General features: G+C 57.4%; 25 protein-coding genes. 7 read left to right on the top strand and 18 right to left on the bottom strand.

Going from position 1 to position 26,032, the window contains the following annotated elements:
- Window positions 1–6: 6 nt before the first annotated feature.
- Window positions 7–1,902: a protein-disulfide reductase DsbD gene (gene dsbD, locus AC5JQH_RS01510; RefSeq protein WP_493805205.1), complete on the bottom strand. Its 1,896-nt coding sequence runs from the start codon at window positions 1,900–1,902 to the stop codon at window positions 7–9.
- A 160-nt stretch (window positions 1,903–2,062) separates the two neighbouring features.
- On the opposite strand from dsbD, the gene AC5JQH_RS01505 reads away from it, so the two are divergent.
- The 3 genes from AC5JQH_RS01505 to pdxB are packed head-to-tail and all read left to right on the top strand — an operon-like array spanning window position 2,063 to window position 5,102.
- A complete protein-coding gene (locus tag AC5JQH_RS01505; RefSeq protein WP_405420254.1) occupies window positions 2,063–2,653 on the top strand; it encodes an elongation factor P hydroxylase in 591 nt (196 codons plus the stop codon).
- A complete protein-coding gene (locus AC5JQH_RS01500; protein ID WP_482902443.1) occupies window positions 2,650–3,933 on the top strand; it encodes a DEAD/DEAH box helicase in 1,284 nt (427 codons plus the stop codon). The genes AC5JQH_RS01505 and AC5JQH_RS01500 overlap by 4 nt, the downstream gene beginning before the upstream one ends.
- Before the next feature lie 17 nt (window positions 3,934–3,950).
- Complete coding sequence (gene pdxB, locus AC5JQH_RS01495; RefSeq protein ID WP_491713467.1) at window positions 3,951–5,102, top strand: 4-phosphoerythronate dehydrogenase PdxB; 1,152 nt, start codon at window positions 3,951–3,953, stop codon at window positions 5,100–5,102.
- Window positions 5,103–5,158: 56 nt separating this feature from the next.
- Here pdxB and htpX read toward each other — a convergent pair whose 3' ends face one another.
- From htpX to AC5JQH_RS01480, 3 genes are all read right to left on the bottom strand, one after another.
- Window positions 5,159–6,040 carry a protease HtpX gene (gene htpX, locus AC5JQH_RS01490; protein ID WP_008174747.1) on the bottom strand — a complete coding sequence of 294 codons (882 nt, stop codon included), beginning with the start codon at window positions 6,038–6,040 and terminating at the stop codon, window positions 5,159–5,161.
- 95 nt (window positions 6,041–6,135) lie between these two features.
- Window positions 6,136–6,606 (bottom strand): hypothetical protein, encoded by a 471-nt coding sequence (locus AC5JQH_RS01485; protein WP_053112241.1) that lies wholly within the window; start codon window positions 6,604–6,606, stop codon window positions 6,136–6,138.
- A gap of 11 nt (window positions 6,607–6,617) precedes the next feature.
- Entirely contained in the window at window positions 6,618–7,832 is a 1,215-nt protein-coding gene (locus AC5JQH_RS01480) for a pyridoxal phosphate-dependent aminotransferase (RefSeq protein WP_491713466.1), read from the bottom strand.
- 252 nt (window positions 7,833–8,084) lie between these two features.
- On the opposite strand from AC5JQH_RS01480, the gene AC5JQH_RS01475 reads away from it, so the two are divergent.
- Window positions 8,085–8,576, top strand: coding sequence for a glutathione peroxidase (locus tag AC5JQH_RS01475; protein WP_493805204.1), 492 nt, complete (start codon window positions 8,085–8,087; stop codon window positions 8,574–8,576).
- Between the two features lie 9 nt (window positions 8,577–8,585).
- Here AC5JQH_RS01475 and AC5JQH_RS01470 read toward each other — a convergent pair whose 3' ends face one another.
- Both AC5JQH_RS01470 and AC5JQH_RS01465 read right to left on the bottom strand, forming a co-directional pair.
- Complete coding sequence (locus tag AC5JQH_RS01470; protein ID WP_493805203.1) at window positions 8,586–10,913, bottom strand: hybrid sensor histidine kinase/response regulator; 2,328 nt, start codon at window positions 10,911–10,913, stop codon at window positions 8,586–8,588.
- Between the two features lie 53 nt (window positions 10,914–10,966).
- The gene (locus AC5JQH_RS01465; protein WP_014577434.1) at window positions 10,967–11,734 is read right to left on the bottom strand and encodes a hypothetical protein; all 768 of its coding nucleotides are present in this window, start codon (window positions 11,732–11,734) and stop codon (window positions 10,967–10,969) included.
- A 235-nt stretch (window positions 11,735–11,969) separates the two neighbouring features.
- Here AC5JQH_RS01465 and AC5JQH_RS01460 point away from each other — a divergent pair, with 235 nt between their 5' ends.
- On the top strand, window positions 11,970–12,980 hold the full coding sequence (locus AC5JQH_RS01460; RefSeq protein WP_039882066.1) for a LysR family transcriptional regulator: 1,011 nt from the start codon (window positions 11,970–11,972) through the stop codon (window positions 12,978–12,980).
- Here the strand turns inward: AC5JQH_RS01460 and AC5JQH_RS01455 are convergent.
- The 8 genes from AC5JQH_RS01455 to AC5JQH_RS01420 form a co-directional block, all read right to left on the bottom strand.
- Entirely contained in the window at window positions 12,969–13,934 is a 966-nt protein-coding gene (locus AC5JQH_RS01455) for a GNAT family N-acetyltransferase (protein WP_493805202.1), read from the bottom strand. The genes AC5JQH_RS01460 and AC5JQH_RS01455 overlap by 12 nt on opposite strands.
- 5 nt (window positions 13,935–13,939) lie before the next feature.
- On the bottom strand, window positions 13,940–15,091 hold the full coding sequence (locus tag AC5JQH_RS01450) for a cupin domain-containing protein (protein WP_008174755.1): 1,152 nt from the start codon (window positions 15,089–15,091) through the stop codon (window positions 13,940–13,942).
- A gap of 17 nt (window positions 15,092–15,108) precedes the next feature.
- Entirely contained in the window at window positions 15,109–16,476 is a 1,368-nt protein-coding gene (purB, locus tag AC5JQH_RS01445) for an adenylosuccinate lyase (RefSeq protein WP_104270076.1), read from the bottom strand.
- Window positions 16,477–16,563: 87 nt separating this feature from the next.
- Window positions 16,564–17,208, bottom strand: coding sequence for a high frequency lysogenization protein HflD (gene hflD / locus AC5JQH_RS01440; protein ID WP_008174761.1), 645 nt, complete (start codon window positions 17,206–17,208; stop codon window positions 16,564–16,566).
- Window positions 17,205–18,392, bottom strand: coding sequence for a tRNA 2-thiouridine(34) synthase MnmA (gene mnmA, locus AC5JQH_RS01435; protein WP_053112227.1), 1,188 nt, complete (start codon window positions 18,390–18,392; stop codon window positions 17,205–17,207). The genes hflD and mnmA overlap by 4 nt, the downstream gene beginning before the upstream one ends.
- Window positions 18,393–18,428: 36 nt before the next feature.
- Complete coding sequence (locus AC5JQH_RS01430; RefSeq protein WP_008169205.1) at window positions 18,429–18,893, bottom strand: NUDIX hydrolase; 465 nt, start codon at window positions 18,891–18,893, stop codon at window positions 18,429–18,431.
- Window positions 18,890–19,522 carry a pseudouridine synthase gene (locus tag AC5JQH_RS01425; RefSeq protein WP_008169204.1) on the bottom strand — a complete coding sequence of 211 codons (633 nt, stop codon included), beginning with the start codon at window positions 19,520–19,522 and terminating at the stop codon, window positions 18,890–18,892. The genes AC5JQH_RS01430 and AC5JQH_RS01425 overlap by 4 nt, the downstream gene beginning before the upstream one ends.
- A 184-nt stretch (window positions 19,523–19,706) precedes the next feature.
- The gene (locus AC5JQH_RS01420; protein WP_008169203.1) at window positions 19,707–20,018 is read right to left on the bottom strand and encodes a cold shock domain-containing protein; all 312 of its coding nucleotides are present in this window, start codon (window positions 20,016–20,018) and stop codon (window positions 19,707–19,709) included.
- Between the two features lie 306 nt (window positions 20,019–20,324).
- On the opposite strand from AC5JQH_RS01420, the gene clpS reads away from it, so the two are divergent.
- Entirely contained in the window at window positions 20,325–20,684 is a 360-nt protein-coding gene (gene clpS / locus AC5JQH_RS01415; RefSeq protein ID WP_008169202.1) for an ATP-dependent Clp protease adapter ClpS, read from the top strand.
- Window positions 20,685–20,702: 18 nt separating this feature from the next.
- The gene (gene clpA / locus AC5JQH_RS01410) at window positions 20,703–22,973 is read left to right on the top strand and encodes an ATP-dependent Clp protease ATP-binding subunit ClpA (RefSeq protein WP_053112223.1); all 2,271 of its coding nucleotides are present in this window, start codon (window positions 20,703–20,705) and stop codon (window positions 22,971–22,973) included.
- A 105-nt stretch (window positions 22,974–23,078) separates the two neighbouring features.
- Here the strand turns inward: clpA and infA are convergent, their stop codons facing one another.
- The 4 genes from infA to trxB form a co-directional block, all read right to left on the bottom strand.
- The gene (gene infA, locus AC5JQH_RS01405; RefSeq protein WP_008169200.1) at window positions 23,079–23,297 is read right to left on the bottom strand and encodes a translation initiation factor IF-1; all 219 of its coding nucleotides are present in this window, start codon (window positions 23,295–23,297) and stop codon (window positions 23,079–23,081) included.
- An 80-nt stretch (window positions 23,298–23,377) separates the two neighbouring features.
- Complete coding sequence (locus AC5JQH_RS01400) at window positions 23,378–24,091, bottom strand: arginyltransferase (RefSeq protein ID WP_008169199.1); 714 nt, start codon at window positions 24,089–24,091, stop codon at window positions 23,378–23,380.
- Complete coding sequence (aat, locus tag AC5JQH_RS01395; RefSeq protein WP_493791001.1) at window positions 24,092–24,805, bottom strand: leucyl/phenylalanyl-tRNA--protein transferase; 714 nt, start codon at window positions 24,803–24,805, stop codon at window positions 24,092–24,094.
- Between the two features lie 200 nt (window positions 24,806–25,005).
- Window positions 25,006–25,959 carry a thioredoxin-disulfide reductase gene (trxB, locus tag AC5JQH_RS01390; protein ID WP_008169196.1) on the bottom strand — a complete coding sequence of 318 codons (954 nt, stop codon included), beginning with the start codon at window positions 25,957–25,959 and terminating at the stop codon, window positions 25,006–25,008.
- Window positions 25,960–26,032 lie beyond the last annotated feature (73 nt).

Raw genomic sequence — 26,032 nt, 5'->3', positions numbered from 1 at the left:
CCTCTGCTATACCTCCGAGTCCAGTTTCTGGAGGTGGCCGAGGAATTCCTCCCGATCCATTTCTCCGAGCACCCTGTGCTGGGGCAGCTCCTGGCCGTTACCGCGATAGAACAGAATAGCCGGGGGGCCGAAGAGGCCGAGTTCGTCCAGCATTGCCTGCTGTTCAGGGGTGTTGTCGGTCATATCGATCTGCAGCAGGGTGTAGGGGCTAAGCGCCTGGATTACATCCGGCTTGCTGAAAACATTGCGTTCCATAACCTTGCAGGAGATGCACCAGTCGGCGTAGAAGTCCAGCAGAACGGGCCGTCCCTGTTCGCGGGCCTGTTGGAGCATCGCCTCGATTTCACCGGGCTGTTTCACGCGCACAAAATCCGCGTGCTGGACACCGGCATTGCCGGCCCCGCCGAATGACGCGGAGGCGACTGTAAAGGGCGCTAGAGGTTTCAGCGGGTCATTGGCCCCGGCCACAGCACCGGCAAGCAGAGCCAGGCCATAGGCGAAAAGAACCAGCCCCAGCCCCTTCCGGGTCCGTTCCCAGCCGGCCCTGGCAGTATCAAAGGCGCCAAGCTGCACGCCGGTTATGGCGATAAGAAGGCCCCAGAGCGTCAGTGCCAGCCAGCCAGGTACCAGTCGCTCCACCAGCCAGATCGCCACGGCCAGCAGCATCACACCATAGAAGTGCTTCACTGCGGTCATCCAGTGGCCGGTAGTCGGCAGCAATTTTCGCCCCCCGACCGCCACAAGAATCAGCGGAATGCCCATGCCAAGGCCGAGCGCAAACAGCGCCACCCCGCCGATCACGGCGTCCTGGGTTGTGGAGATATACAGCAGGCTGCCGGCCAGAGGCGCCGAGACACAGGGCGAGACGATCAGGGCCGACAGGGCGCCGATGCCGAATATGCTGAATACCCGGCTGCCGGTGAGCCGGTGACTGGCATCATTGAGGGGCTCACGAATGAAGCGTGGCAGCTGGATCTCGAAGAGATCGAACATGGACAGGGCAAAGACGACGAACAGCAGGGCAAAGACGCTCAAAACCCAGGGAGATTGCAGTTGTGCCTGCAAATTAAAGCTGGCTCCGAGCAGACCCGTCAGCACGCCGGCCGCTGCATAGGTCAGTGCCATGCCCAGAACATAGCTACCCGACAGGAGCAGGGCATGGCTGGTTGTCCGGGTGTTCCTGCCAGAAACCAGCGATGAAATAATCGGAACCATCGGCAGTACGCAGGGGGTGAAGGTTAACCCCAGCCCCAGCAGCAGAAACACGCCTGCAATGACGAGCGTCGATTGCTGTGCAAGAAAGCCTGCAAGTCCGGTGGCGGTTTCAGTGTCCACGGGTGCGCTGCCGCCCCCCGAAAAACCCGCTGCTGAAGCTGTTGGCGAGCCGGAGCCACCGCTACCCTGATAGAAAAGTACATCCCGGGTCTGGGGCGGGTAGCACAGCCCCGCCTTTGCGCAGCCCTGATAGGTTACCTGCAGTTCTGCCTCCCGGACGCCGGCTGGAAGCGAGATCGGAACACGGGCTTCAATCGGATCAAAAAAGACCGTGGTCTTGCCGAAGAATTCGTCTTCGGTCACCGTTCCCGGCGCCGAAAACGCGGGTTCCCCAAGTCCGACATCGGGATTGGTGGCGGTAATGCTGACACGTTCGCGATAAAGATAGTGTCCGGGTGTGATATCCCAGGTGAGAACCACCGTGTCTGCGTCGGTGGTGAAACTGAAGGGCAGAGCTTCGTCGACCGGGAGGAAATCATTACCCTGGCCGCCAAACAGGGAACTCCCGTTGCCGCCGAGGGCCCAGGCAGAAGGGGAGGCCAAAAGCATCAGGGCGAGTGCCAGGAACAGGTTCAACGGATTCACCCATTGGCATTTCATCTTCTTTACTGCAGCTAAAGCCATCATTGATTGTAAGATTTCCCGGTTAGTGTCTGTTTGATCAGAGTCCCTAAAAGTCGGATTGTTACAGCATTACAGCCGCCGGTTCACGCCAGCAGTGGACACGAGGGGATGGGCAAAGTTCCCTCTGGTATTGGGGGCGGTAAAGTCGCACAATAGCCACCCAATGAATCACAGTCCAAATGATCTTATCATGCTGTTTAATGACCAGTTCCGGGAAGCATACCGGACAGTTCTGGTCAAAGGCAGCGATGAACCTGAATACTTGCCTGCGAGCGGGCCGGAAGGTCTCGCACAGGTCGTCTTTGCTCATGGTTATTATGCCAGCGCTTTGCATGAAATAAGCCACTGGTGTATTGCTGGTGAGTACCGGCGCACACTTCACGACTATGCTTACTGGTACTGTCCGGATGGCCGTACACTGCAGCAGCAACAGGCTTTCGAGCAGGTTGAGGTCAAGCCCCAGGCCATTGAATGGTTGTTTGCGGTGGCTGCAGGTTTCCGTTTTCACATCAGCGTGGATAACCTCTCGGGAGCTGGCGCCGCCAATGAAGAGCGGTTCCGTCACAATGTGCGGATCCAGGCGGGCGAGTATCTGGACCGGGGGTTGCCGCCCCGGGCACAGGCGTTTTTCGATACGCTGGCAACATTTTACGGTACCGGAGAAATCCTTGAAGAGCGCTGGCAAGAAGATGCCCGGCGCATCGCTCCGTTATATTCTGAATCAGGACATTCCAGGAAAACTGAGACTCTATGACATCTGACCCAAAACACACCGGCGACCTGAGATTCAGCGATCTGAACCTCGACAAGCGCTTGCTGGATGCCATCACGGCTATCGGTTTTGAATATTGCACACCCATCCAGGCGGAAACACTGCCCTGGACGCTGGCCTGTGAGGATCTGATTGGCCAGGCCCAGACCGGCACCGGAAAAACCGCAGCGTTTCTGATTACGGCGATTCAAAGCCTTCTGGAGACGCCGATTCCCGAAACAGACCGGTTTGCGTCAGAGCCGCGGGTGCTGGCCCTGGCACCGACACGTGAGTTGGCCATGCAGATCGCCAAGGACGCAGAGCAGTTGTGCCAGCATACCGGCCATAATGTGGTGACGGTTGTGGGCGGCATGAACTATGACAAGCAGCGGGACCAGTTGCAGAACGAGATCGTCGATATTCTCGTGGCGACTCCGGGGCGCCTGATCGATTTTCTCGGCTCCCAGGACGTATTTCTGGACCAGCTCGACATCCTGATTCTTGATGAAGCTGATCGTATGCTGGACATGGGCTTCATTCCGGACGTGAAGCGCATTATCCGCAAGTGCACACCCAAGGATGAGCGCCAGACACTCCTGTTCAGCGCCACCTTCAACCAGGACGTGCTGAATCTTGCCTCCATGTGGACGAGTAATGCAGAGTTCGTGGAGATAGAACCGGAACAGAAAACGGCGGAACGGGTTGAGCAGACGGTGTACCTGGTGGGCGACGATGAAAAACTTCCGGTGCTGGTCAATTTTCTCAAGCGGCCGGAAGTGGAAAAGGCGCTGGTATTTGCCAACCGCCGGGATCAGTGCCGTGACCTGGAAGAGGATCTGAGGAATCAGGGCGTCAAAGTTGCCCTGATGTCAGGCGAAATAGCCCAGAACAAGCGCCTCAAAACCCTGGACCAGTTCAAAAAAGGCAGCATCCAGGTCCTGGTGGCCACCGATGTGGCTGGCCGTGGTATTCACGTCAACGGCGTCACCCACGTTTTCAACTACAATCTGCCTGATAATGCTGAAGATTATGTGCACCGGATTGGCCGCACAGGCAGGGCTGGCAAACACGGGGTTTCCATCAGTTTTGCCGGTGAGGATGACTCGTTCGCGCTTCCCGCCATCGAAACCTACATCAGCCAGAAGCTGAAGACTGCCGTGCCCGATGAAGCGCTCATGGCGCCGATGGACAATCCGCCAATTACCCGCAAGCGCGGTCGTCGCCCGCAGGGTGGCGGTGGACGTGGTCAGGGTGGGCGCAATCAGCGTCAGCGCAGGAACTGACAGGGCCGAATATCATCATGTTGATCGTAGCAGACGAAAACATTCCCTTACTGGATTCCTTTTTCGGCGATATCGGCGAGATTCGCCGGGTATCCGGCCGTTCCATGTCGAACGAGGATGTCCGGGATGCCGATATCGTACTGGTTCGTTCCGTCACCAGGGTAAATCGTGAGCTCCTGGAGGGCAGTCGGGTTCGGTTTGTTGGCACAACCACCATCGGTACCGACCATGTCGATCTCGACTGGCTCGAGGCCGCGGGTATTCGCTTCTCGGCGGCGCCCGGCTGCAACGCCAACAGTGTTGCCGAGTACGTTTTGTCTGTGCTTTCGCTGCATGCCGAGCGGCGTGGCCTTGCAGACTGGTCCCAACTCAGTGTTGGTATAGTCGGGGTCGGCAATGTCGGTGGCGAACTGGCCCACAAACTGGAACGCCTTGGATTTGATGTGCGCCTCTGTGATCCGCCCAGGGCGGATCGGGAAGAGGACGACCAAGAGTTTGTGTCGCTGGAAGAGGCCATGAAGTGTGATGTGGTGTCCCTGCATACACCCCTGACCCGCGAGGGAGATCACCCCACTTTGCATATGATCGGCAACGCCGAACTTGAGACCCTGGGTGCGAACCAACTCCTGATCAATGCTGGTCGGGGCGAGGTCATCGACTCGTCAGCGTTGCTGGCCCGCCTTGAACAGGGCAATGCGCCCGTCGTCGTGCTGGACGTTTGGGAGCAGGAGCCGAGGATTCATCCTGAGCTGGTTGACCGGGTCTGGCTGGCAACACCGCATATTGCCGGGTACAGTCTGGAAGGCAAGGTTCAGGGAACGGAAATGATCTATCAGGCTCTGAGCCAGTTCCTGGGCCTGCCGGTTCGCAAAAAAGCGGGCCAGTTTCTGCCGGAGCCAGCACTCAGCAAGATTTCCTTTACCAGCTCTGCCGAGGAGGAGGATGCAATTCGAATTGCACTGAGGGCCTGTTACGACCCTCGCCGGGACGATGCGAAACTTCGTAACACCATGGCAGGGTCTCCAGAAGAGCGGGGAGCGGCGTTTGACAGACTGCGCCGGGACTATCCGGTTCGTCGGGAGTGCTCAAGCCTCAAGATTCAGCTCAAGGGCACCAGCAAGTCCCTGCAGGACAGTTTCCGGGCTATCGGATTCAAACTGAAAATCTGATCTTAGCCAGTTCCTGATAAAGAAAGCCGGAGTCCATGGGGCCCCGGCTTTTTTGTTTACAGCCTGGCGCTCTGCAACGCCTGTATGCGGTCTTCCAGTGGCGGATGGGTCATGAACAGGGCACTCAGGCCGCCCCGGGCCCCGCGGTTAATGCCAAATGCCTGGAGGCTGTCGGGCATCTGGTCCGGCACCTCGCTTTCCTGCTTCAGCCTCGCCAGCGCGCTGATCATGGCTGAGCGGCCTGCCAGCTGGGCACCGGCGATATCCGCCCGGAATTCCCGGCGACGGGAGAACCAGAACACGATCGTACTGGCAAGTATACCCAGGACGATCTCGGCAACGATGCTGACCGCGAAAAAGCCGAGGCCATGTCCGCTTTCATTCTTGAAAATCACCCGGTCGACAAAGGAGCCGATCACCCGGGACGCGAAGATGACGAAGGTATTCACCACACCCTGAATCAACGCCAGTGTCACCATGTCACCATTGGCAACATGGCCGATTTCGTGGCCCAGGACCGCCCGAATCTCATCCTTGTTAAAGCGGTGCAAAAGCCCTTCACTGACCGCGACTAGTGCGTCGTTCTTGTTCCAGCCCGTTGCAAAGGCATTGGACTGGGACGCAGGAAAAATCGCGACTTCCGGCATGCCGATACCGGCGTTTTTGGCCAGCTGCGCCACAGTATCCACGAGCCAGCGTTCGGCAGGAGTGCGCGGGGAATCAATGACCCGGGCCTTGGTGCTCCACTTGGCCATTCGCTTGGAGATCAGCAGCGACACGATGGCGCCGGCGAATCCGAAGACCGCAGCGAAAGCCAGCAAAGAGCCATACTGAATACCATTCTGGGCGAGGTAGCTGTCCACGCCCAGCAGTCGCAGTGTGAAACTGGCGACAAGGATTACAGCAAGGTTGGTTGCCAGAAACAGCAGAATACGCATGTTGGTGCCCTGATCAGTTCGTCAAAGAAAATAAAGCCGCTATTCAGACCGTTATATGCGGTCGCGGTTCAATCAATCAACGAGCTTACGGTGATTTAATAATTGCCGCGGTCGGCAAAAAAGGTTGCCTGCATGATCTGGCTGATTCGGGCGGAGTTCCCCCCGCGCAGCGCCCTGCGAATCAGGTGGATGTGAGTGGAAAGATCCTCCTGAACGGAAGGGGGCAGATTACCGGCAGCCGTTTCCTCGGGGATTCCGAATTCACTAGTCAGAGTCTCCGGCGCCGGCGCGCTCAGGCGGATAAAGGCGTCTCTGGTCAGAACCGCCTGGTCCAGAGCCTCCTGGCGGATGGTGTCGACGTACCGGAGCAGACCTTCCTCTGCGAGCCAGAGCAGGGCGCCAAAACAGGCCATGTGCCGTTTGCTGTGGAGACCAAACTCGTCCGGCTCATCCGGGCCGGCAATGTCCTCGACAAACAGGTTGATGCGCCTGGGAAAGGCACCATACAACTGCACCAGGGCAATGGCCGCATCCTTGTAGAATTCCTCGACGTGAATATCCGCCATGGTTTTCCCCGTTATTGCTGGTATTGGCCAAGGAAATTGCCGAGCCGGCCCATAGCATCCTCGAGGGTATCTTCCCTGGGCAGGAACACGACTCTCAGGTGCTGCCTGTCATCGATATTGAAGGCCGACCCCTGCACCAGGAGGATCTTCTCCTGCAACAGCAGGTCCAGAACCAGTTTCTCGTCGTTCACGATAGGGAAGTGCTTGGGGTCCAGTTTCGGAAACAGGTAAAGCGCACCCTGGGGTTTGACGCAGCTCACGCCCGGAATGTCGTTAAGCATGCGCCAGGCGGTTTCCCTTTGCTCGTAGAGCCGCCCGCCTGGCGCCACCAGATCGTTGATGGACTGGTAGCCTCCCAGGGCTGTCTGAATGGCCAGTTGGGCCGGAACGTTGGCACACAGGCGCATATTCGAGAGCATGTCGATGCCTTCGATCAGATCTTTCGCCCGGTGTTTTGCTCCACTGACGATCATCCAGCCCGAGCGGTAACCCGCAGCCCGGTAATTCTTGGACAGGCCATTATAGGTAAAGAACAGCACGTCGTCGGCCAGCGAGGCGGTCGAGATGTGCTGGGTACCGTCATAGAGGATCTTGTCGTAGATCTCGTCCGACAGAATAATCAGGTTGTGCTTCCGGGCCAGTTCGATGACCTGTTCGAGAAGCTCTTTCGAGTACACAGCGCCGGTCGGGTTGTTCGGGTTGATCAGAACAATGGCGCGGGTTCGCCGGGTGATTTTCTTGCGGATATCGTCAATATCCGGAAACCAGTCCTGCTGTTCGTCGCATCGGTAGTGCACGGGCTTGCCGCTGGAAAGCGTAACGGCAGCGGTCCACAGGGGGTAGTCCGGGGCCGGGATCAGCACTTCGTCACCGGTGTTCAACATGGCCTGCATGGTCATGACGATCAGCTCGCTGACGCCATTACCCAGGAAAATATCGTCGATATCGACTTTGTCGATGCCCCGTTGCTGGCAGTAGTGCATGACCGCCTTACGGGCAGAGAACAGCCCCTTCGATTCCACATAGCCCTGGGCAAGGTGCATGTTGTAGATGACGTCTTGCTGGATTTCCTCAGGGACATCCAGTTCGAAGGCGGCAGGGTTGCCGATGTTGAGCTTGAGTACCCGATGCCCCTCTTCTTCGAGTCGACGCGCTTCCCGCAGAACTACGCCACGGATTTCATAACACACGTTATCCAGCTTGGCGGATTTGTAGTAGTTCTGCATAAGACCCGGACGTCCTTCTTTTGAGATCGAAAAATGGCACCTGCCAACACGACAGTCCTTTATTCTAGCGGAGCGAGGGCCGGCGGCAACAGGGGAATTATGATGAATTGTGTCGTGTTAAGGCAGATTTAGCTCACAAACCTGAACCGGTTTTTGAAAATGGTCCCCGTAGCGTCTGCATTGCCATGGTTTTTTGGTCTGTGTTGTGAACAATGGTTCAAGCAGAACGCAAAACATCACAGGGAGAATTTTATGGCAGGCGAAACGGTCTACGATTTCACGGTACGGGATATCAAGGGTAACGAGAAAAGCATGGCGGAGTACCAGGGCAAAGTTCTCCTGATCGTGAACACCGCCAGCAAATGCGGTTTTACGCCCCAGTTCGAGGGCTTGCAGTCCCTTCACAACGAGTTGGGTGACAAGGGCTTTGAGGTTCTGGGCTTTCCGTGCAACCAGTTCCTGAATCAGGACCCGGGTGACGAGGATGCGATCAGTCAGTTCTGCAGTCTGAACTATGGTGTCGATTTTCCCATGTTTTCCAAGGTCGAAGTCAACGGTGATGGCGCACACCCACTGTTTCGTTTTCTCAAGCATGAAGCCAAGGGACTGATGGGGTCGGAAAAGATCAAGTGGAACTTCACCAAGTTCCTGGTAGCTCCCGATGGCAAGGTAGTCCGTCGCTATCCGCCTACAACCAAGCCGGAGGATATTCGGGCCGACATCGAGAAACTGTTACCGGCCTGAAGGCCGCGGTCAAATCGCGGGGCGCCAGCGGTCGATGACCGTCCTGAGCTCTTCGCGCTTGTACGGCTTGGTAATGTAGTCGTTCATGCCTGAGGCGAGGCAGTCCTCGCGGTCGCCCTGCATCACATTTGCGGTAACAGCGATGATCGGCAGGTCTTTCCATTCCGGGTTTTGCCGAATCCTCTGTGTTGCTTCGTAGCCGTCCATAGCCGGCATCTGGCAATCCATCAGCACCAGGTCATAGTGGTTGTTTTCCAATGCCTGTATGGCCTTGAGGCCGTTCTCTGCGTGATCTGTGCGATGGCCGAGTTTCTTGAGCAGGCTGACGGCCACCATCTGGTTGACCTGATTGTCCTCCACCAGAAGGATTTTCAGGGAAGCCTCCGTGCCGGTTTGCTCATCGTCTTCCACGGCGTTGGCCGTTTGTTCCTCGCTGTCCAGCAGCCCTGCGGCCAGAAGCAGGCAACGTAGCAATTCATCCCGACGCAATGGCAACGAGAGCAGCTGTTGCTGCCCCAGGGCAGGGGGCAGGGTGCCGGAAGAGTCCACCAGTACGACGCCGGCGCCTTGCCAGTTGTCGGCGAATGCCAGGGTTTCTTCGTCTCCGGCGTTGGCAAGGGCAAGAAGAATTCCATCCGGGTGTCTGCTCGCGCCGCGTATCGGGATGCCCCATTTGCGAAATTGGGCTTCGATCGCAGACCGGTGTGGGTTGTCCGGTGGTATTGCCATCGCTATGCCAATGTCCTTGAGCCGGGAATCCACGCGGGGCAGATCATAATCTTCGCTGGCTTCATGAACCGGCAGGGGCAGGGTAACGGTGAAGTGTGTGCCGCTGCCCTCCCGGGAGTCCACCAGAATCTGGCCATGCATACGTTCGACAAGTTGACGGCAGAGCGTCAGGCCGAGACCGGTGCCCCCATAAAGCCGCGTGGTCTCTGCATCAGCCTGGGAGAAGGGTGAGAAAATCCGGTGCAGGCCCTCAGTAGACATACCGATCCCGGTATCCACGACATCGATTCTCAGGCTACCCCCGGAGTAGGCTGCCTTTAGTTTCACGCTGCCTTCGTCCGTGAATTTGATGGCATTGCTCAGGAGGTTGTTGAGCACCTGGCGTACCCGTGTCGGGTCTCCCAGGAAGTCTTCAGGGAGATCCGGATCGATTTCGGTGACCAGGTGAATACGCTTGCGCCGCGCCTGTTGGGCATGGAGTGTCGCGCACTCTTCGATCAGGTGCCGGACACTGAAGGGGATGTTTTCCAGACTGAGTTTGCCGGCCTCCACTTTCGAGATGTCCAGTATGTCGTTAAGCAGCCCGAGCAGGCTTTCCCCGGCGTTCAGGGCAATTTCTATCCTGTTGCGCTGGGCAGAATCCAGCTCGCCCTCGAGTGCCAGGCCGAGCATCCCGAGAACTCCATTGAGCGGAGTCCGGATCTCATGGCTCATGCTGGCCAGGAAATTGGCCCTTGCCCGCGCCCGGCGAACTGCATCTTCCTTGGCTTTGACCAGGGCGCGATTACCGCGCTGCAAAGCATCGTTCTTTTCGGAGATCTCCCGGGTCCGGTCCGCCACCTCCTGCTCAAGCTGGGTGGAGTAGTTTTTCATGGCACTCTCGGCGTGCCGGAGTTGTGCAAGGCTCGAATCGATGGTTTCCAGGTGCTGGTTGATGATACCAACCATGGTCCCGATCTCGTCTTCCCGATGGTTTGCCGGGATCGGAAGCCTGACCTTTTCAGGAGAGGTAGCCCGCACCTGGCTCAGTGCGCTGATCACATTGAGCATGGGACGGGTCAGCACAAAATAGAAAATGGCAAGGAGAGCTGCAGAAAGGATCAGGCTTTTCAGTAGCCCGCTGATCAGCGTGTATCCGGCTCGTTGGAGGAAGAGCGCCCCATAGTGATAGGTGTCAATGGTGACGATCAGATGCCCAAGTGGCAGATCCTCAAGCTGCGGAACCCGGAGCTCCTGTCTAAATACGCGATCCGGCCCGAACAGCAGATCGCTGACCCAGCGATAGGGCGAGACCGGGCTGCTCTTGCTGGATGCTGCCATGGTCTCGTCGTCATTATCGGTAATCCGGGCATCAATGGTCGCGGGATGGCGAAGCAGGCCGTCGAGCAACTCTTCCGCCAGGCGGACGTCGATGTTATACGCAATCTGGGAGGCCGGGCTGTTGCTGATATCGATCAGCGCATGGATTTCCTTCTCCATGGAATCCTTCGCGCTGAAGTAGTCCAGGGTAATCTGGACCACATTCAGCACCAGCCCGAGGGCCATGGCAACGAGGACCGTGTCTCGAGTCAGTCTATAGGAAAGCCGTTGTTTGAAGCCGTTGCTCACGGGTTTGCACTGTCCCTGTTGACGGGCCTCTCACAGCGACCCGTTCGGTACCTTCAGTCGTCGTAATCGGCCTTTTTCTTCCACTCATCGTCGTGGAGAAAAGTATCCCACTCACGGTCCAGTTTGGATTCTCCCTGCGGGCTTTCCTTACCCTCTGCACTCATGGCCTCAAGTTCCTGAATGCGCGTCCGGAAGCTCTTCACTGCTTTCATGGCAAGTGGGTTGTCGCGGGATTTCCCCATTTCGGTGCTGGCCAGGTGATAGGCATGAATGGCCTTCCGGATCTGGTTCTGGCGAACATAGTCCCGGGCCTGAAACACATGCAGATCCGCGTGGGTCTTGTGGACCAGGAAGAGCACATACTTGAGGTTTTTCTTGGCGGTGGCCGAATCAATCCGCCCGCTCTTGTGCATGGCTTCAATCATCTTGAACAGATTCTGAAGCAATTCCTTGACGTAATTCGATTTTTCCGCGGAATCAATCTTGACTGGCGTGGTGGTGTCGCGCTTTTCAACGATCTGTGTTTTCAGTTCTGCAGCGGACTTCTGCCATTCCTTGACCGGCAGGTTCGACTTCAGGCCGGCCAACTCCGCGCAAGCTTCTTCCATGCGTTTGATCAGGAGCAGTTTCAGATCGGCTGTCAGGTATTGGCCTGGAATTTCGGTCAGCAGGCGATTGGCCCTGTTATAGGCGTCTTCCTGAGCGGTAATCTTGCGCGCCCGTTCAATGCGGGCGCGTTCCCGCATCTGGCTGAGCACAATAATGACAATCGAGACGGTAACGATGGCCGCCAGCAGAAGGACGATCGTAGTGGTATCCATTTTGTCAGTAACGACTCCGGCTTCAGGATCAAATGATGGCGGGTGTACAAACCGGCCTCAAAACACCGATATTATTCAGCAAGTATCCGAAAGACTAGCAGAAATACCGCTCCAGATCCGTTTTCAAATGTGAAAGTTCGTGTTGCTGATTGATTACGTGAATCCTCGCTATCATGTATATTGCTCTCGTGAATGAGCCTCGCTTTTCCTGTTGTTCTGGTGTTCCGGAGTTTTTGTGGATATTTCCCGTGTTGATCTGAACCTGCTCGTGTACCTGGATGTGTTGCTGCGCGAGCGGAATGTGACCAAGGCAGCGAACCACCTGGGTATTACCCAGCCTGCCATGAGCAATGGTTTGAAGCGGTTGCGGGATCTGTTCAGTGATCCGCTCCTGGTGCGAACCAGTGAGGGTATGACGGCCACGGAGCGCGCGCGTGAATTACAACCGCTGGTGCGTGGAATCCTGTCGGATATTGAGCAGGCCGTGCAAGATAAGACACCGTTTTCGGCTCTTGAAAGCCAGCGCGTGTTCCGGATTATGGCCAGTGATTATGCCGAATCCTGCCTGATGCCCCGGGTTCTGAGGCGGATCCGTCAGGAAGCGCCGCACGTCACCCTGGATGTGCTCACGCCCAGTGACGTCAGCTTCCTGGATGTCGAGCAGGGGCGGTTGGATATGGCGATCAACCGGTTCGACAAGATCCCCCAGTCTTTCCATCAGAAGACCCTCTGGACCGAGTATTTTGCCTGCCTGATGAACGCCCGTAACCCGGTATTGAAGGAGCCCTTCACCCTGGACACCTATCTGGACGCCAGCCATATCTGGGTCAGCAAGACCGGGTTTGGTGTTGGTGTTGGTGTAAACCCAAAGGATGTCCAGCGACTGGGCTGGGTTGATGAGGCGCTGTCGAGAATGGGGCGCAAGCGACAGATTTCCGTTTTCACCCGTCACTATCAGGTTGCGATGCTGCTGGCCGAGCAGCATGACCTGATTGCCACGCTGCCATCCCGGGCAGCCTGGCTGCAGAAAGACAACCCGAATCTTGTGGTCAAGGTGCCTCCGTTCGAGATTCCACCGTTCGAGCTGAAAATGGCCTGGAGCCCTCTGTTGCAGCACAACGCGGATCATCAATGGCTGCGCAAACTGATTGCTGAGGTGGCTACTGAGGTGGATACCGAGTTTGCTCCGTTCGGGGCCAGGTTCGAAGCGCCGGACGCGCCCCAGGCCCATCACTCAGAGCGGTAGCTCCCGAAGCTCCAGGGAAGGGCGGGCTGCATCCCACATGCGCTGGAAGTTTTCCGACAAGAGCTTTACGCGGCCGCCGTCCGAGAACTTGGCGAAACCCTCTGGCTTGTAGAAATCATGTCGGTACACCACGCCTTCACGGTCAGCAATAATGAAGGGCTGGTCCTCAACCGGGTAGTCCTCGTTGACCAGTCGAAGTTCCATGCGGCTCGGCAGCCGGCGCATCAGTTCGACCAGTGTGTGTCGACGTTTCACCAGCGGCTTGTCGTCATGGATCAGCAACCTGACTTCGCTGAGCCGGTGCCGACGGGCCAGGGCGGAGATCAGCTCCCGGAAACGATGCCGATCATACAGATCGTGTTCGAGCAGGCGGTCATACAGCCAGATGCGCTGGCCGGCCTGGCCAACCACCGAATCCATCAGCCCCAGTAGCCTGGCCTCGGTATCAAACAGCCAGGAGTCCGTGTCGCTGCCCAGAATCATCGGCCGGTCCAGGGAGCCAAGGCCCTCGGCGGCGAGTCCCGGTGCCAGGCTACGCATGTCAAAGTGGGGAATGCCGGCGTCGTCGTAAACGCCCGAACAGACGTGGAAGCCTGACCGTTGATAAAAAGGAATGGCGTGCTCCTGGGCAGACAACCTGAGCTCGGCAAAACGGTCAGCCGATTCTGCGATCAGGTGCCGGAGCAACGCTTCCCCGATACCCTGTCCGCGGTATTGGGGCAGGATCGCCATGCGACCGATGTGGCCGGTCTCTTCAAGGGTGGAAAACAGTCGTGCCACGCCTGCCGGGGTATTGTCTGGCAGCACTGCCAGATAGTGATCGGCAATTTCGTCGGTTTCATCCCACTCCAGCTCCGGCGGGACTTTCTGTTCCTCAATAAACACCTGCTGGCGGATATCGCGGATGGATGCCGGGGCCAGTTGCCAGCTGTATTTGCGAAACCGGATGCTCATAAAGCTTATTCGAAGTAAATCGAGCCTTGATTGTAGAGGGTGGTCAGAAGCCCAAGCAATGCTTCGTCTTCGGAGAGCCGGGCGAGGGTCGGCATATCGACGCGGGCCCCCGAGCAGAGAAGCGGAGCAAACGGTTGGGCATCGCCCTTGAGCAGGAACTGCTCGCCGTCCACAAACAGGGCGGTTTCGCTGGCAAACTCGTAGTACGCGAAACGTGAGCCTTCGTTCCACCGCAGCTGCTCGCCCGCGTGTATTGCTTCGGCGACGTCTCCGGTGGACGCAGGCTCCTCCGCGGGCACGACAATATCCATGCTCTTGGGCGCCGTTGAGAACTGGCCAAACCAGAGGGCCAGTTGCCGGCGGTCCTCAAGTTTTTCCCGAATAACGGTCTCGAGGCGGTCAACCACATCCGGCTGAATCGTGCCCGGATTGTCCTGTATTTTCAGATCCGGATCGTTCAGGTGATCTGAGGCGTCAGACTGGCTGCAGAGGAAATCGGTAAATCCGGTCAGAATGTCATCCACGGTGGGTGCACGGAAGCCAACCGACAGCGTGATACAGTCATCCTCGGCCACTCCATGGTGGCCAATACCCGGCGGCAGATACAGCATGTCACCGGGTGCCAGAGTAACGGTTTCTTCGCCATCCCAGCTGCTCAGAATGCGCAGCGGAGTGCCCTCCACGCGGGGAGAGGTATGATCGCAATGGCCTCCAAACGTCCACCGGCGGTGGCCCTGGGCCTGGAGGAGGAATACATCATACTGGTCGTAATGGGGGCCAACGCTGCCGCCTTTCGGGGCAAAACTGGCCATAATGTCATCCAGGCGCCAATTGGGGATGAAGCGGAAGTGTTCCAGCAAATCTGCAATATCGGGCACCCAGTGGTCCAGCCCCTGCACCAGGAGCGTCCAGTCCTGTTCGGGCAGGCTGCTGAACCGGTCCGGCGAAAAGGGGCCGTTGTGGAGCTGCCAGGGCTTGCCATCGTCATTTTCGATCACAATCCGGGACTCGACGCCCTCCTCACAGGCCAGGCCGGCCAGTTCATCAGCGCTGACCGGGCACTGGAAGTCGGGAAACGCCTGACGGATAACCAGCGGCTTTTTCTGCCAATAGTCCCGCAGAAATTCAGAGGGTGTGAGTCCGCCAAGCATGTCCATGGGTGTTACTCCCGGTTTCAGATGTTTTGTGCCTGATCGACTGCGTTACCGATGTAACGGCCCGGCGTCAAAGCCATCAGTTCGGCCTTGGCCTGATCTGGAATGTCGAGGCTCTCAACGAAATTCTTGATCACTTCCGGCGTCATTGCCTTGCCACGGGTCAATGCCTTGAGTTTTTCATAGGGCTTTTCGATATTGTAACGGCGCATCACCGTCTGGATCGGCTCGGCAAGCACTTCCCAGGCATGGTCCAGGTCTTCAAACAGTCGGGCCGGATTGATTTCCAGTTTGCCCAGGCCTTTTAGGGTGGCTTCGTAGGCAATCAAGCTGTGCGCAAAGCCAACACCCAGGTTACGCAGTACTGTGGAGTCGGTCAGATCCCGCTGCCAGCGTGATATAGGCAGTTTGGCAGAGAGGTGGCTGAACAGCGCATTGGCGATGCCAAGGTTGCCCTCGGAGTTCTCGAAATCGATGGGATTGACCTTGTGGGGCATGGTCGAAGAGCCTACTTCGCCTTCTACCGTTTTCTGCTTGAAGTAGCCGAGGGAAATATAGCCCCAGACGTCACGGTCCAGGTCGATCAGGATGGTGTTGAAGCGAGCGACGGAGTCATACAGCTCGGCAATGTAATCGTGCGGTTCGATCTGGGTGGTGTAAGGGTTCCAGTCGAGCCCGAGGCTCTCGATGAACTCCCGTGCGTTCTGGGCCCAGTCGATTTCCGGATAGGCGGAGAGATGGGCGTTGTAATTACCCACGGCACCGTTGATCTTGCCCAAAAGCTCGGTTTCCCGAATCTGTTTTACCTGGCGACGCAGACGGTGAACGACGTTTGCCAGCTCTTTGCCCACGGTCGTGGGCGAGGCGGTCTGGCCGTGAGTGCGCGACAGCATCGGCTGTTCGGCGTGGTCATGAGAAAGCTGCGCCAACTTGTCGACAACACGGTCCATGGCCGGCAGCAGGCCGTGGTCCAGGCCTTCCCGCAGCATCAGCGCATGGGAGAGGTTATTGATGTCTTCAGAAGTGCAGGCGAAGTGAACAAATTCCGTGACAGCGTGCAGCTCAGGAACGCTGGCGATCTTTTCCTTGATGAAGTACTCCACCGCTTTCACATCGTGATTGGTGGTGCGTTCGATGTCCTTGATACGCTCTGCGTCTTCCAGGCTGAATTCGCTCACCAGACGGTCCAGGAAGCCGTTGGCGTCGGCGGAAAACGCAGGAACCTCGGCCACGCCAGGGTGAGCGGCCAGTTTCTGTAGCCAGCGGATCTCGACGGTCACCCGGTTCCGGATCAGGCCATACTCACTGAAAATTTCACGGAAGACGCTGACCTTGTTGCCATAGCGTCCATCGACCGGGGAAATGGCGGTCAGGGCGGTGAGTTCCATCGAAAACCTCTCAAGTCATCAAAGAATCGGATCAAAAGAAGATAGGGGTGCATATCATACACCACCGCCGGCTCTGAATCAGCGCCGTCAGTGGTAGAGGGAGCGATTGGCTTCTTCGGCAAGCTCTTTGGCAAGCCCGATCACTTTCTTGCGGGCAAAGATCAGTTGCCAGCGTCGGCCGCCGGTCTGGCGCCAGAGCACGGCGGAACGGATACCCGCCAGCAGCAGTGCCCGCACTTTCGCGGCATTCTCCTCGCGTTGGAGCACAGAGGGGTTACCGCTCACCTGGATACGCTGGCGAAAGGTGCTGATGGTATCGGCGTAGACGGAAGCCAGATTGCTGATCAGGTTCGGGTGTGTGTACCCGAAGTGGCTGGCGGTGTGCCTGGCCTGATCAATGCGACTGCCAATCACGTCCAGCATGTCAGAGCGGCGATTCAGTTTGGATTCGAGCTGGATCAGGTTGAGGGCGTAGCGCAGAACTTCGATGTCCTGCTGCCGTGACTGCTGGCTGAGCACCGAGGACAGGGTGACGAGGCCTTCGCGGATATCGCGAAGCTCGCCTCCGTAGACGTCCAGTGTGTTCTCGGGGTTGGTGGCAAACAGGGAACGGATAGATGTTTCCAGGCTGGCCTCGTTGCACTGGCCATTGTGGGCAATCTGCTGGACCAGGTTGGCGGCCTGGAATACCCCGGCCAACGCCAGGGTCTGATCCTTGAGTGAGCGGCTCATGCGGTCTGTTCCTCGGAACGTGTGCCGGTCAGACGGTCTGGAAGTGGTTCGTCGTCACGCCAGGTCTGCTCAATAACGCCGCCACCAAGGCACACCTCGCCGTCGTAGAAAACCACGGACTGCCCGGGCGTGACAGCCCGCTGGGCGTCGTCAAAATCGACGCGGACACCGCCGTCGATCAACAGAACCTGGCAATCCTGATCCGGCTGGCGATAACGGGTCTTGGCCTTGCAGCGGAAACGTCCAGCTGGTGCCTCTCCGGCAACCCAGTCGATCGGGCCGGATACTAGGCCACGGGAAAAGAGCAGGGGATGGTGTTTGCCCTGAACCGCAACAAGCACATTGCGGCTGAGGTCTTTCTCCGCCACATACCAGGGCTCGTCCCCGAATTCACTGAGACCGCCAATGCCCAGGCCCTGTCTCTGGCCGATGGTGTGATACATAAGGCCCTGGTGCCGGCCAATTTTCTGGCCGTCCGGTGTTTCAATGTCGCCGGGCTGGGCCGGAAGGTATTGCTTCAGGAAGTCTTTGAACTTGCGTTCGCCGATAAAGCAGATACCGGTGGAGTCTTTTTTATCATGGGTAACGAAACCCTGTTGCTCGGCAATACGGCGGACTTCCGGTTTTTCCAGCTCGCCGACCGGGAAAAGGGTCCGCGCAATGCGGTCGCCGGAGACGGCATGCAGGAAATAGCTCTGGTCCTTGTTCGGATCCAGTCCCTTCAGGAGTTGGGCCTTGCCCGTTGAACCAGCAATCGGCCGTTGCCGGGCGTAGTGGCCCGTTGCAATATAGTCGGCACCAAGGGTGATGGCATAGTCCAGAAAAGCCCGGAATTTCACTTCTTTGTTACAAAGAATATCCGGATTGGGTGTTCGTCCGGCCTGATATTCAGAGAGGAAGTGCTCAAAAACCCGGTCCCAGTACTCGGCCGCAAAACTGGCGGTGTGCAGTTTGATGCCGATGGCATCGGCAACGGCCTGGGCGTCGGCCAGATCTGTCATGGCTGTGCAGTACTCGGTGCCGTCATCCTCGTCCCAATTTTTCATGAACAGGCCTTCAACCTGGTAGCCCTGGTCTTTCAGAAGCCAGGCGGCCACTGAAGAATCCACGCCGCCGGACATGCCGACGATCACACGCGTGTTGGCGTTACTGTTTGGAGAGGAGGCTTCGGGTGCGTTGGTCATGACAGCTTCGTTACCGGCTAAAAAACCGCGAGTTTATCATCTTTCCGAGGGTGTCGTCTGCGCGTCCACCACCACGTCCAGCGGGTATCGCCGGCCGTTTCGGTAATCTTCTATGCACTGGATGACCAGCGGACTGCGCAGTTTGTCCCCCAGCGCGCGGATTTCATCCAGGGTGAGCCAGTGGGCGGCGATGATGCCATCGTCCAGCTGTTCAGTAACCCGGTCGCCAGCACGCGCAGCGTAGCAGAAACGATAGTAGGTAACGCCGTTGGCCGGAGCCTTGTAGGTGTAAATGCCAAGGAAGTGTATGGGCTCTATGTTCCAGCCCGTCTCTTCAAGGGTTTCCCGTCGGACGGCATCCAGAATGGCTTCATCTTCTTCGATATGGCCAGCCGGCTGGTTGAAAACAACCTTGCCGCCGCTGATCTCTTCAACCATCAGGTAACGGCCGGCTTCATCCTCGACTATAACGGCCACGGTAGCATGGGGTGTCCAGGTCATGATTTCCGGTTTCTCCTGGTTCGGGCGCCAGCGGCGTTGCCGCGGCGGGTTGGTTTTGGTGAAGCGGGTAGATTGACGGTGACCGTTCGATGGGCTCCCGATTCGAGGCCGTCAAGGGTCCAGTCACCAATCCGGTACCGGATCAGGCGAAGGGTCGGAAACCCGACGGCAGCGGTCATTCGACGTACCTGCCGGTTTTTGCCCTCGGTTATCGTCAGTTCAACCCAGCTCGTCGGAATGTTATCCCGATGTCGCACCGGAGGCACTCTCGGCCAGACCGCCGGGGCAGGCATTCTGTCGGCTTTTGCCGGCCGGGTCAGACCATCCTTGAGTTGCACGCCGGTAGCCAGGTGTCTCAGTGCTTCTTCAGAAATGTTTCCTTCTACCTGCACCCAATAGGTCTTTGGCATCTTCAGTGATGGTGACGCTATGCGGTGTTGGAGGGAGCCTTCCGCGGTCAGAAGGAGCAGGCCCTCGGAATCGTAGTCCAGACGTCCCGCCGGATAAATGCCCGGGATGCGTACGTAATCTGCCAGGGTAGCGCGAGGTGGTTTACTTCCGGAAGCGCCATCGTCTGTGAATTGGCTCAGAACATGAAAGGGTTTATTGAAAAGCACGAGTTCTGCCATGCGAAGGACTTTCCCGGATATCCGCTGTCTTTGAGCAGTGCAGCGTACTGCAAACAGGAAGGCTGGCAAAGTAGGGCGGGCGCCACCGCCCAGGGGGACCTGTCACCCGACGTTTTGAAGGACAAAAAAAGAGACCCCCACCAGCAGACGACCGGTGGGTGTGATTTTGCGTTACCAGAACAGGTCAGGCGTTGACTGCACGGGGCGGATAGCCGTCCCTGCCTGATTCCTGCTGGCCGGATTGTCCGGCAGAGTCGGTGCTGGCGTCAGTTTGCGCCTTGCTGGCAGGCAGCTCGTCGGGAACGATGTTGACTGCGTGAATGCCCTTGTCGCTGGGCTTTTTGTCGAAGGTTACGGCCTGGCCGGCTTTTAAGGTCTTGTAACCGTCCATTTGCACCGAAGAGAAGTGCGCAAACAGGTCGTCACTGCAGCCATCCTCGATGATGAATCCGTACCCTTTGGCATTGTTGAACCACTTGACCTTGCCTCTTGGCATGATGAACTCCCCTGTTCTTTTGCTGTCTCTATTCTTGTTAATTCTCTGTGTGCCTATCGGCGCCGTCGCACAGTCGGTCCGAATCCTGTTACACAAACCTTGCATGGATTTACATTATTTTACATTGCAACTTAACTTTCGGCCAATCATTGCGGTGAGTCAATAGTTTCTATGCCGGGAATGTGTGGTTGAACGCAGTCTGGAAGCGGTATCATGTTCGTATTGATAAATATCTCATGCCCCGCTTGAAAACCCCGGGGCGGACATCCACATTTAACAAGGGCACCGATAAACCGGTAAGGAATGATGCGGACTATCGAAAATTCTCTACTAGTATTCAATCAGGGGGAGGACGAACAACCGGGGCGACAGGATGACCTCAGCGTTGCTCCCGAGAAGCCCGCTCTCAAGCGCCCGGCGCGATACAGGGTGGTGCTTCTGAACGATGATTACACGCCCATGGATTTTGTGGTCGATGTGTTGATGAAGTTCTTCGGAATGAATGAAGAAAAGGCGACGCAGGTGATGCTGCTCGTCCATACACAGGGAAAAGCTGTATGCGGGGTATATACCCGGGACATCGCGGAAACAAAGGCGGCACAGGTGAACCAGTATTCTTCGGAATGCGAACATCCGCTCCTTTGCGAGATTGAACGTGCGGACTGATAGACGTTGGGGTGGCCCATGCTGAGCAAAGATCTAGAAATTACGCTGAATACGGCCTTCAAGAATGCCCGGGACAAGCGTCATGAGTTCATGACTGTGGAGCATTTGTTGCTGGCCCTACTGGATAATGAATCGGCAGTGGGCGTCCTGAAAGCCTGTGGTGCAGACCTCAAGCGGCTTCAGGAAGAGCTTGTCGAATTCGTGGACTCCACCACACCTTTGATTCCGAGCAGCGACAGTGAGCGCGAGACCCAGCCAACACTGGGGTTCCAGCGAGTCCTGCAAAGGGCTGTGTTCCATGTGCAGTCCTCGGGCAAGAAAGAGGTAACCGGTGCCAATGTGCTGGTGGCCATCTTCAGTGAACAGGAAAGCCAGGCGGTGTATGTGCTCAAGAAACAGAGCATCGCCCGCATTGATGTGGTCAACTTTGTTTCCCACGGCATTTCCAGGGTTCAGGGCGCAGAAGATCAGGAAAGTCACGATCAGGCGTCCCACGAGGAGGCTGGCGAGGAAGGCGGACAATCCAAGCCGCTTGAAAGCTACGCCACCAACCTGAACGAGCAGGCCCGTCAGGGCCGCATTGATCCGCTGATCGGCCGTGAACACGAAGTCGAGCGGGTGGTGCAGATCCTTGTACGCCGCCGGAAGAACAATCCGCTGCTGGTCGGCGAGGCCGGGGTTGGCAAAACCGCCATCGCAGAGGGGCTCGCCAAGCGTATCGTCGACGGACAGGTCCCCGATATTATTTCCGATGCGGTGGTCTACTCGCTGGATCTGGGTGCCCTGTTGGCAGGAACCAAGTATCGCGGCGATTTCGAAAAGCGTCTGAAAGGTCTGCTTGCCGAACTCAAGAAAGAAAACCACGCGATCCTGTTCATCGATGAGATCCACACCATTATCGGAGCGGGCTCTGCCTCCGGCGGCGTGATGGATGCGTCGAATCTGTTGAAGCCCATGCTCAGTTCGGGTGAAATCCGGTGCATTGGCTCTACAACGTTCCAGGAGTTCCGGGGTATTTTCGAGAAAGACAGTGCCCTGGCGCGCCGTTTCCAGAAAATCGATGTGAACGAGCCCAGTGTTGAGGACACCTACCAGATCCTGAAGGGCCTCAAGCCGAATTTTGAAAAGCACCACGATCTCAAATACACCGACAAGGCGCTTCGGGTGGCTGCAGAGCTGTCCGACCGTTACATTACTGATCGTCACCTACCGGACAAGGCGATTGACGTCATTGACGAGGCGGGCGCGCGCCAGCGGCTGCAGCCGGAAGGCAAGCGTAAGAAGACCGTTGATGTCACCGAGATCGAGGATGTGGTTGCAAATATTGCCCGTATCCCACCGAAGAACGTGTCTACCAGCGACAAGGATCTGCTGCGGAATCTGGAGCGGGATCTGAAGATGACGGTCTTTGGTCAGGATCCGGCCATCGAATCGCTGTCCACTGCTATCAAGCTGGCTCGCGCCGGGCTCAAGGCCCCTGAGAAGCCAGAGGGTGCCTTCCTGTTCGCAGGGCCGACCGGTGTCGGTAAAACCGAGGTTACCAAGCAGTTGGCCAAGGTTCTGGGTATCGAACTGGTACGCTTTGACATGTCGGAGTATATGGAGCGGCACACCGTATCACGGCTGATCGGTGCGCCTCCGGGCTACGTTGGGTACGATCAGGGTGGCCTGTTGACCGAGTCGGTGAACAAGCATCCGCACTGTGTCCTGCTGCTGGACGAGATCGAGAAGGCCCATCCGGAAGTGTTCAACCTCCTGTTGCAGGTCATGGATCACGGTACGCTGACCGATAACAACGGCCGCAAGGCAGATTTCCGCCACGTGATTCTGGTAATGACCACCAACGCTGGTGCCGAGAGCATGGCTCGTCGCTCTATTGGCTTCAGCGAGCAGGATCACAGCACCGACGGCATGGAAATTATCAGCAAGACCTTCACGCCGGAATTCCGCAATCGCCTGGACGGTATCATCCAGTTCGGCGACCTGCAGATCGATACCATCACCCACGTGGTTGACAAGTTCCTCACCGAGCTGCAGGCGCAGCTGGATGAGAAGCATGTGGTTCTGCATGTGGATGACGAGGCGAAGGCCTGGCTGGCCGAGAAGGGCTATGACGTCACCATGGGCGCCCGCCCCATGTCCCGCCTGATCCAGGACAAGATCAAGCGGCCGCTGGCCGAGCAGATCCTGTTCGGGCGCCTTTCAGAGAAAGGCGGGGATGTCTTCATCCACCTGCGGGATGACGAGCTGGTATTCGAGTACGAGGACGAGCCTGCAGAGGCGGTCTGAGACAGGCTCGATTAAAGAAAAACCGCTGGCCGGGTAACCGGCAGCGGTTTTTTTGTGCCCTGACGAAAAAAGCCCCCGAAGGGGCTTTCAGATGTCATGGGAGCATCAACGGGCGCGATATACGATCCGGCCCTTGCTCAGGTCATAGGGAGTCAGCTCAACCTTGACCTTGTCACCTGTCAGGATGCGGATGTAGTTCTTGCGCATCTTTCCGGAGATATGGGCTGTCACAACATGACCGTTGCTCAGCTCAACGCGGAACATGGTGTTTGGAAGGGTATCGATAATAACGCCTTCCATTTCAATGGCATCTGATTTCGGCATTCAGTAGAAACCTCGTTTGAATATGCTTCTGGTGATTCTAAATTGCGCAATTCTGCCTGATTTATCGGCGTTTGGCAAAGTTAGCCTGCGTCCAGTTCACGCCAGTGCCCGTCTCTCAGTGCTTCGATGGGTCGGAAGCGTGTTTTGTAATTCATTTTTCGGCACTGCTTGATCCAGTAACCAAGGTACAGGTGGGGAAGCCCCCTGCGGCGGGCTTCCTCAATTTGCCAGAGGATTGCGAAGGTGCCCAGGCTGCGGTCCTCCAGATCAGGATCGAAAACTGTATAGATGGCCGAAAGGCCATCGTCCAGAAGATCGACGGCTGCCAGTCCTACCAGCCGTTCGCCCTGGTGGATTTCCAGAAACCAGGAATCGGTTGCGCCTTCTACCAGAAACGAGGTGAACTGTTCCCTGGTCGGCGGGTACATGTCTCCGTCCTTGTGCCTTTGTTCGATGTAATTGGCGTAGAGCTGGTAATACCTCTCCGCAAAGGTGGCGGGCACCATGGTGCACTGCAAATCCTTGTTTTTGCGGAGAACCCGCCGCTGGCTTCTGTCCGGCTTGAAATCATCAACTTTCAACCGAACTGGTATGCAGGCATTGCACTGCTCACAGTGAGGGCGGTAGTAGTGGGATCCGCTGCGGCGAAAGCCGAGAGCCGTGAGTTGGCTGTAAAGCTTTTTGTCGATATGAGCCCGCGGATCCACAAACATGGTGGTGGCCTCGCGGTCTGGCAGGTAGCTGCAATCGTGCGGTGGTGTCGCGAAGAACACCAGGGTTCTGAGATTGCTCATTCACTCCTCCGGCCCGGGCCAACGCCATAGGAAGGTCCAGTCGGTCTGATCCGGTTTCTGATCGATGGTCATCCTGAGTATAGATAAAAACTCTTCCCGTGGAATAGTCCGTGCGCCCATGGTAAGCAGGTGCCGGCTCTCTACCTGGCAATCCATGATCCGGTAGCCCCAGAGCTGTAACTGGTGCGCCAGTTGAACCATGAGAACTTTGGACGCGTTGGTTTCCAGAGAAAACATGGATTCACCGAAGAAACACCTGCCAATGGCCAGTCCGTACATGCCACCGGCCAATTCACCACGCTGGTTCCAGATTTCGATGGAGTGGGCGACGCCCATGCGATGCAGCTCTGAGTAGCTGGCAATAATTTCCTCGGTAATCCAGGTACCTTCGGCACGGGTTGAGGCGCAAAGGCGGATGATTCGTCCGAAGTGTCTGTCTGCGGTTACCTGGAAGCGTTGTTGGTTCAGGGTCCGGCGCAGGCTCCGTGAAACGTGGATTTCGTTCGGAAAAAGGACACACCGCGGATTCGGTGACCACCACAAAATGGGCTGGTCGTCGCTGTACCAGGGGAAGATGCCGTTCCGGTAGGCCAGTATGAGTCGCTCGGTGGAAAGGTCGCCGCCGAGGGCAAGAAGGCCGTCCGGGTCGTCCAGGGCTTCGTTGGCGGGGGGGAACCAGAGTTGGTCCGGGTCTAGCCAGGGTAGTGAGGTCATCCTTCTCCGGCAATTACTGCAATGTTTCGGTTCTATTTTACAGAGTACCGGCCGGTGGGAGCCGCCTTCTGAAACACGCTGTGAATACGTCCTTGTACGCTTGGCTCCGCCATCCATGGCTCCGCACAGTTTCAGAAGGCGGCTCCCACCGACCTTCGCAAACTTTTGAGTTCGCGTTCCTTTTCTTTACTCAAGCACAATCAGTCTTGCTGATCCAGAAACTTTTCCGCATCCAGGGCGGCCATGCAGCCGAAGCCGGCGGAGGTGACGGCCTGGCGGTAGACGTGGTCGGCTACGTCGCCGGCGGCGAATACGCCGGGAATGCTGCTCTGGGTGGCCATGCCTTCGAGGCCGGAGCGGATGCGGATATAGCCGTTCTCCATGTCCAACTGGCCCTGGAACAGGTCGGTGTTGGGTTTGTGGCCGATGGCGATGAATACGCCGGCCAGGTCCATTTCCTGGGTGGAGTCGTCTTTGGTGCTTTTGATGCGCATACCGGTGACGCCGGTGCCGTCGCCCAGGACTTCGTCGAGGGTGTGGTCCCAGACGATCTTGACGTTGCCGTTTTCGGCTTTTTCAAACAGTTTGTCCTGGAGGATCTTCTCGGCACGGAGGCTGTCGCGGCGGTGCACCAGGGTCACTTCGTCGGCAATGTTGGAGAGGTACAGAGCCTCTTCGACCGCGGTGTTACCGCCGCCAATAACGGCAACTTTTTGCTTCTTGTAGAAGAAACCGTCGCAGGTGGCGCAGGCGGAGACGCCCTGGCCTTTGAATTTCTCTTCAGACTCGAGTCCGAGATACATGGCGGAGGCGCCGGTAGCAATGATCAGGGCGTCGCAGGTGTACTCGCCGCCATCGCCCTTGAGGCGGAATGGGCGGTTACGGAGGTCGGCTTCGTTGATGGTGTCGTAGACGATGCTGGTTTCGAAGCGTTCGGCGTGCTTGAGCATGCGCTGCATGAGCTCCGGGCCCTGAACGCCGTCGTTGTCGCCGGGCCAGTTGTCGACGTCGGTGGTGGTGGTGAGCTGGCCGCCGACTTCAATACCGGTAATCAGGGTCGGGTTCAGGTTGGCGCGGGCTGCGTAAACGGCAGCGGTGTAACCTGCGGGGCCGGAACCGAGGATGATCAGTCGGGAATGTTTGGTGTCGCTCATTGGGAATTCTCTCACTGAAAAAGCCGTACGTTGCCGGGCCCCGGTTTCAGGGCCAGACGCTTCGGGGAAAGGG

This window comes from Marinobacter sp. H13 (genome assembly GCF_059072335.1).
The sequence above is the reverse complement of the archived record's forward strand: the minus strand, read 5'-3'. Positions and strand labels throughout refer to the sequence as shown.

Bases quoted from the DNA above. Each gene is read 5' to 3' on its own strand.
- dsbD (WP_493805205.1), bottom strand. From the start codon at position 1,902: ATGATGGCTTTAGCTGCAGTAAAGAAGATGAAATGCCAATGGGTGAAT.
- AC5JQH_RS01505 (WP_405420254.1), top strand. From the start codon at position 2,063: ATGAATCACAGTCCAAATGATCTTATCATGCTGTTTAATGACCAGTTC.
- AC5JQH_RS01500 (WP_482902443.1), top strand. From the start codon at position 2,650: ATGACATCTGACCCAAAACACACCGGCGACCTGAGATTCAGCGATCTG.
- pdxB (WP_491713467.1), top strand. From the start codon at position 3,951: ATGTTGATCGTAGCAGACGAAAACATTCCCTTACTGGATTCCTTTTTC.
- htpX (WP_008174747.1), bottom strand. From the start codon at position 6,040: ATGCGTATTCTGCTGTTTCTGGCAACCAACCTTGCTGTAATCCTTGTC.
- AC5JQH_RS01485 (WP_053112241.1), bottom strand. From the start codon at position 6,606: ATGGCGGATATTCACGTCGAGGAATTCTACAAGGATGCGGCCATTGCC.
- AC5JQH_RS01480 (WP_491713466.1), bottom strand. From the start codon at position 7,832: ATGCAGAACTACTACAAATCCGCCAAGCTGGATAACGTGTGTTATGAA.
- AC5JQH_RS01475 (WP_493805204.1), top strand. From the start codon at position 8,085: ATGGCAGGCGAAACGGTCTACGATTTCACGGTACGGGATATCAAGGGT.
- AC5JQH_RS01465 (WP_014577434.1), bottom strand. From the start codon at position 11,734: ATGGATACCACTACGATCGTCCTTCTGCTGGCGGCCATCGTTACCGTC.
- AC5JQH_RS01455 (WP_493805202.1), bottom strand. From the start codon at position 13,934: ATGAGCATCCGGTTTCGCAAATACAGCTGGCAACTGGCCCCGGCATCC.
- AC5JQH_RS01450 (WP_008174755.1), bottom strand. From the start codon at position 15,091: ATGGACATGCTTGGCGGACTCACACCCTCTGAATTTCTGCGGGACTAT.
- purB (WP_104270076.1), bottom strand. From the start codon at position 16,476: ATGGAACTCACCGCCCTGACCGCCATTTCCCCGGTCGATGGACGCTAT.
- hflD (WP_008174761.1), bottom strand. From the start codon at position 17,208: ATGAGCCGCTCACTCAAGGATCAGACCCTGGCGTTGGCCGGGGTATTC.
- mnmA (WP_053112227.1), bottom strand. From the start codon at position 18,392: ATGACCAACGCACCCGAAGCCTCCTCTCCAAACAGTAACGCCAACACG.
- AC5JQH_RS01430 (WP_008169205.1), bottom strand. From the start codon at position 18,893: ATGACCTGGACACCCCATGCTACCGTGGCCGTTATAGTCGAGGATGAA.
- AC5JQH_RS01425 (WP_008169204.1), bottom strand. From the start codon at position 19,522: ATGGCAGAACTCGTGCTTTTCAATAAACCCTTTCATGTTCTGAGCCAA.
- AC5JQH_RS01420 (WP_008169203.1), bottom strand. From the start codon at position 20,018: ATGCCAAGAGGCAAGGTCAAGTGGTTCAACAATGCCAAAGGGTACGGA.
- clpS (WP_008169202.1), top strand. From the start codon at position 20,325: ATGCGGACTATCGAAAATTCTCTACTAGTATTCAATCAGGGGGAGGAC.
- clpA (WP_053112223.1), top strand. From the start codon at position 20,703: ATGCTGAGCAAAGATCTAGAAATTACGCTGAATACGGCCTTCAAGAAT.
- infA (WP_008169200.1), bottom strand. From the start codon at position 23,297: ATGCCGAAATCAGATGCCATTGAAATGGAAGGCGTTATTATCGATACC.
- AC5JQH_RS01400 (WP_008169199.1), bottom strand. From the start codon at position 24,091: ATGAGCAATCTCAGAACCCTGGTGTTCTTCGCGACACCACCGCACGAT.
- aat (WP_493791001.1), bottom strand. From the start codon at position 24,805: ATGACCTCACTACCCTGGCTAGACCCGGACCAACTCTGGTTCCCCCCC.
- trxB (WP_008169196.1), bottom strand. From the start codon at position 25,959: ATGAGCGACACCAAACATTCCCGACTGATCATCCTCGGTTCCGGCCCC.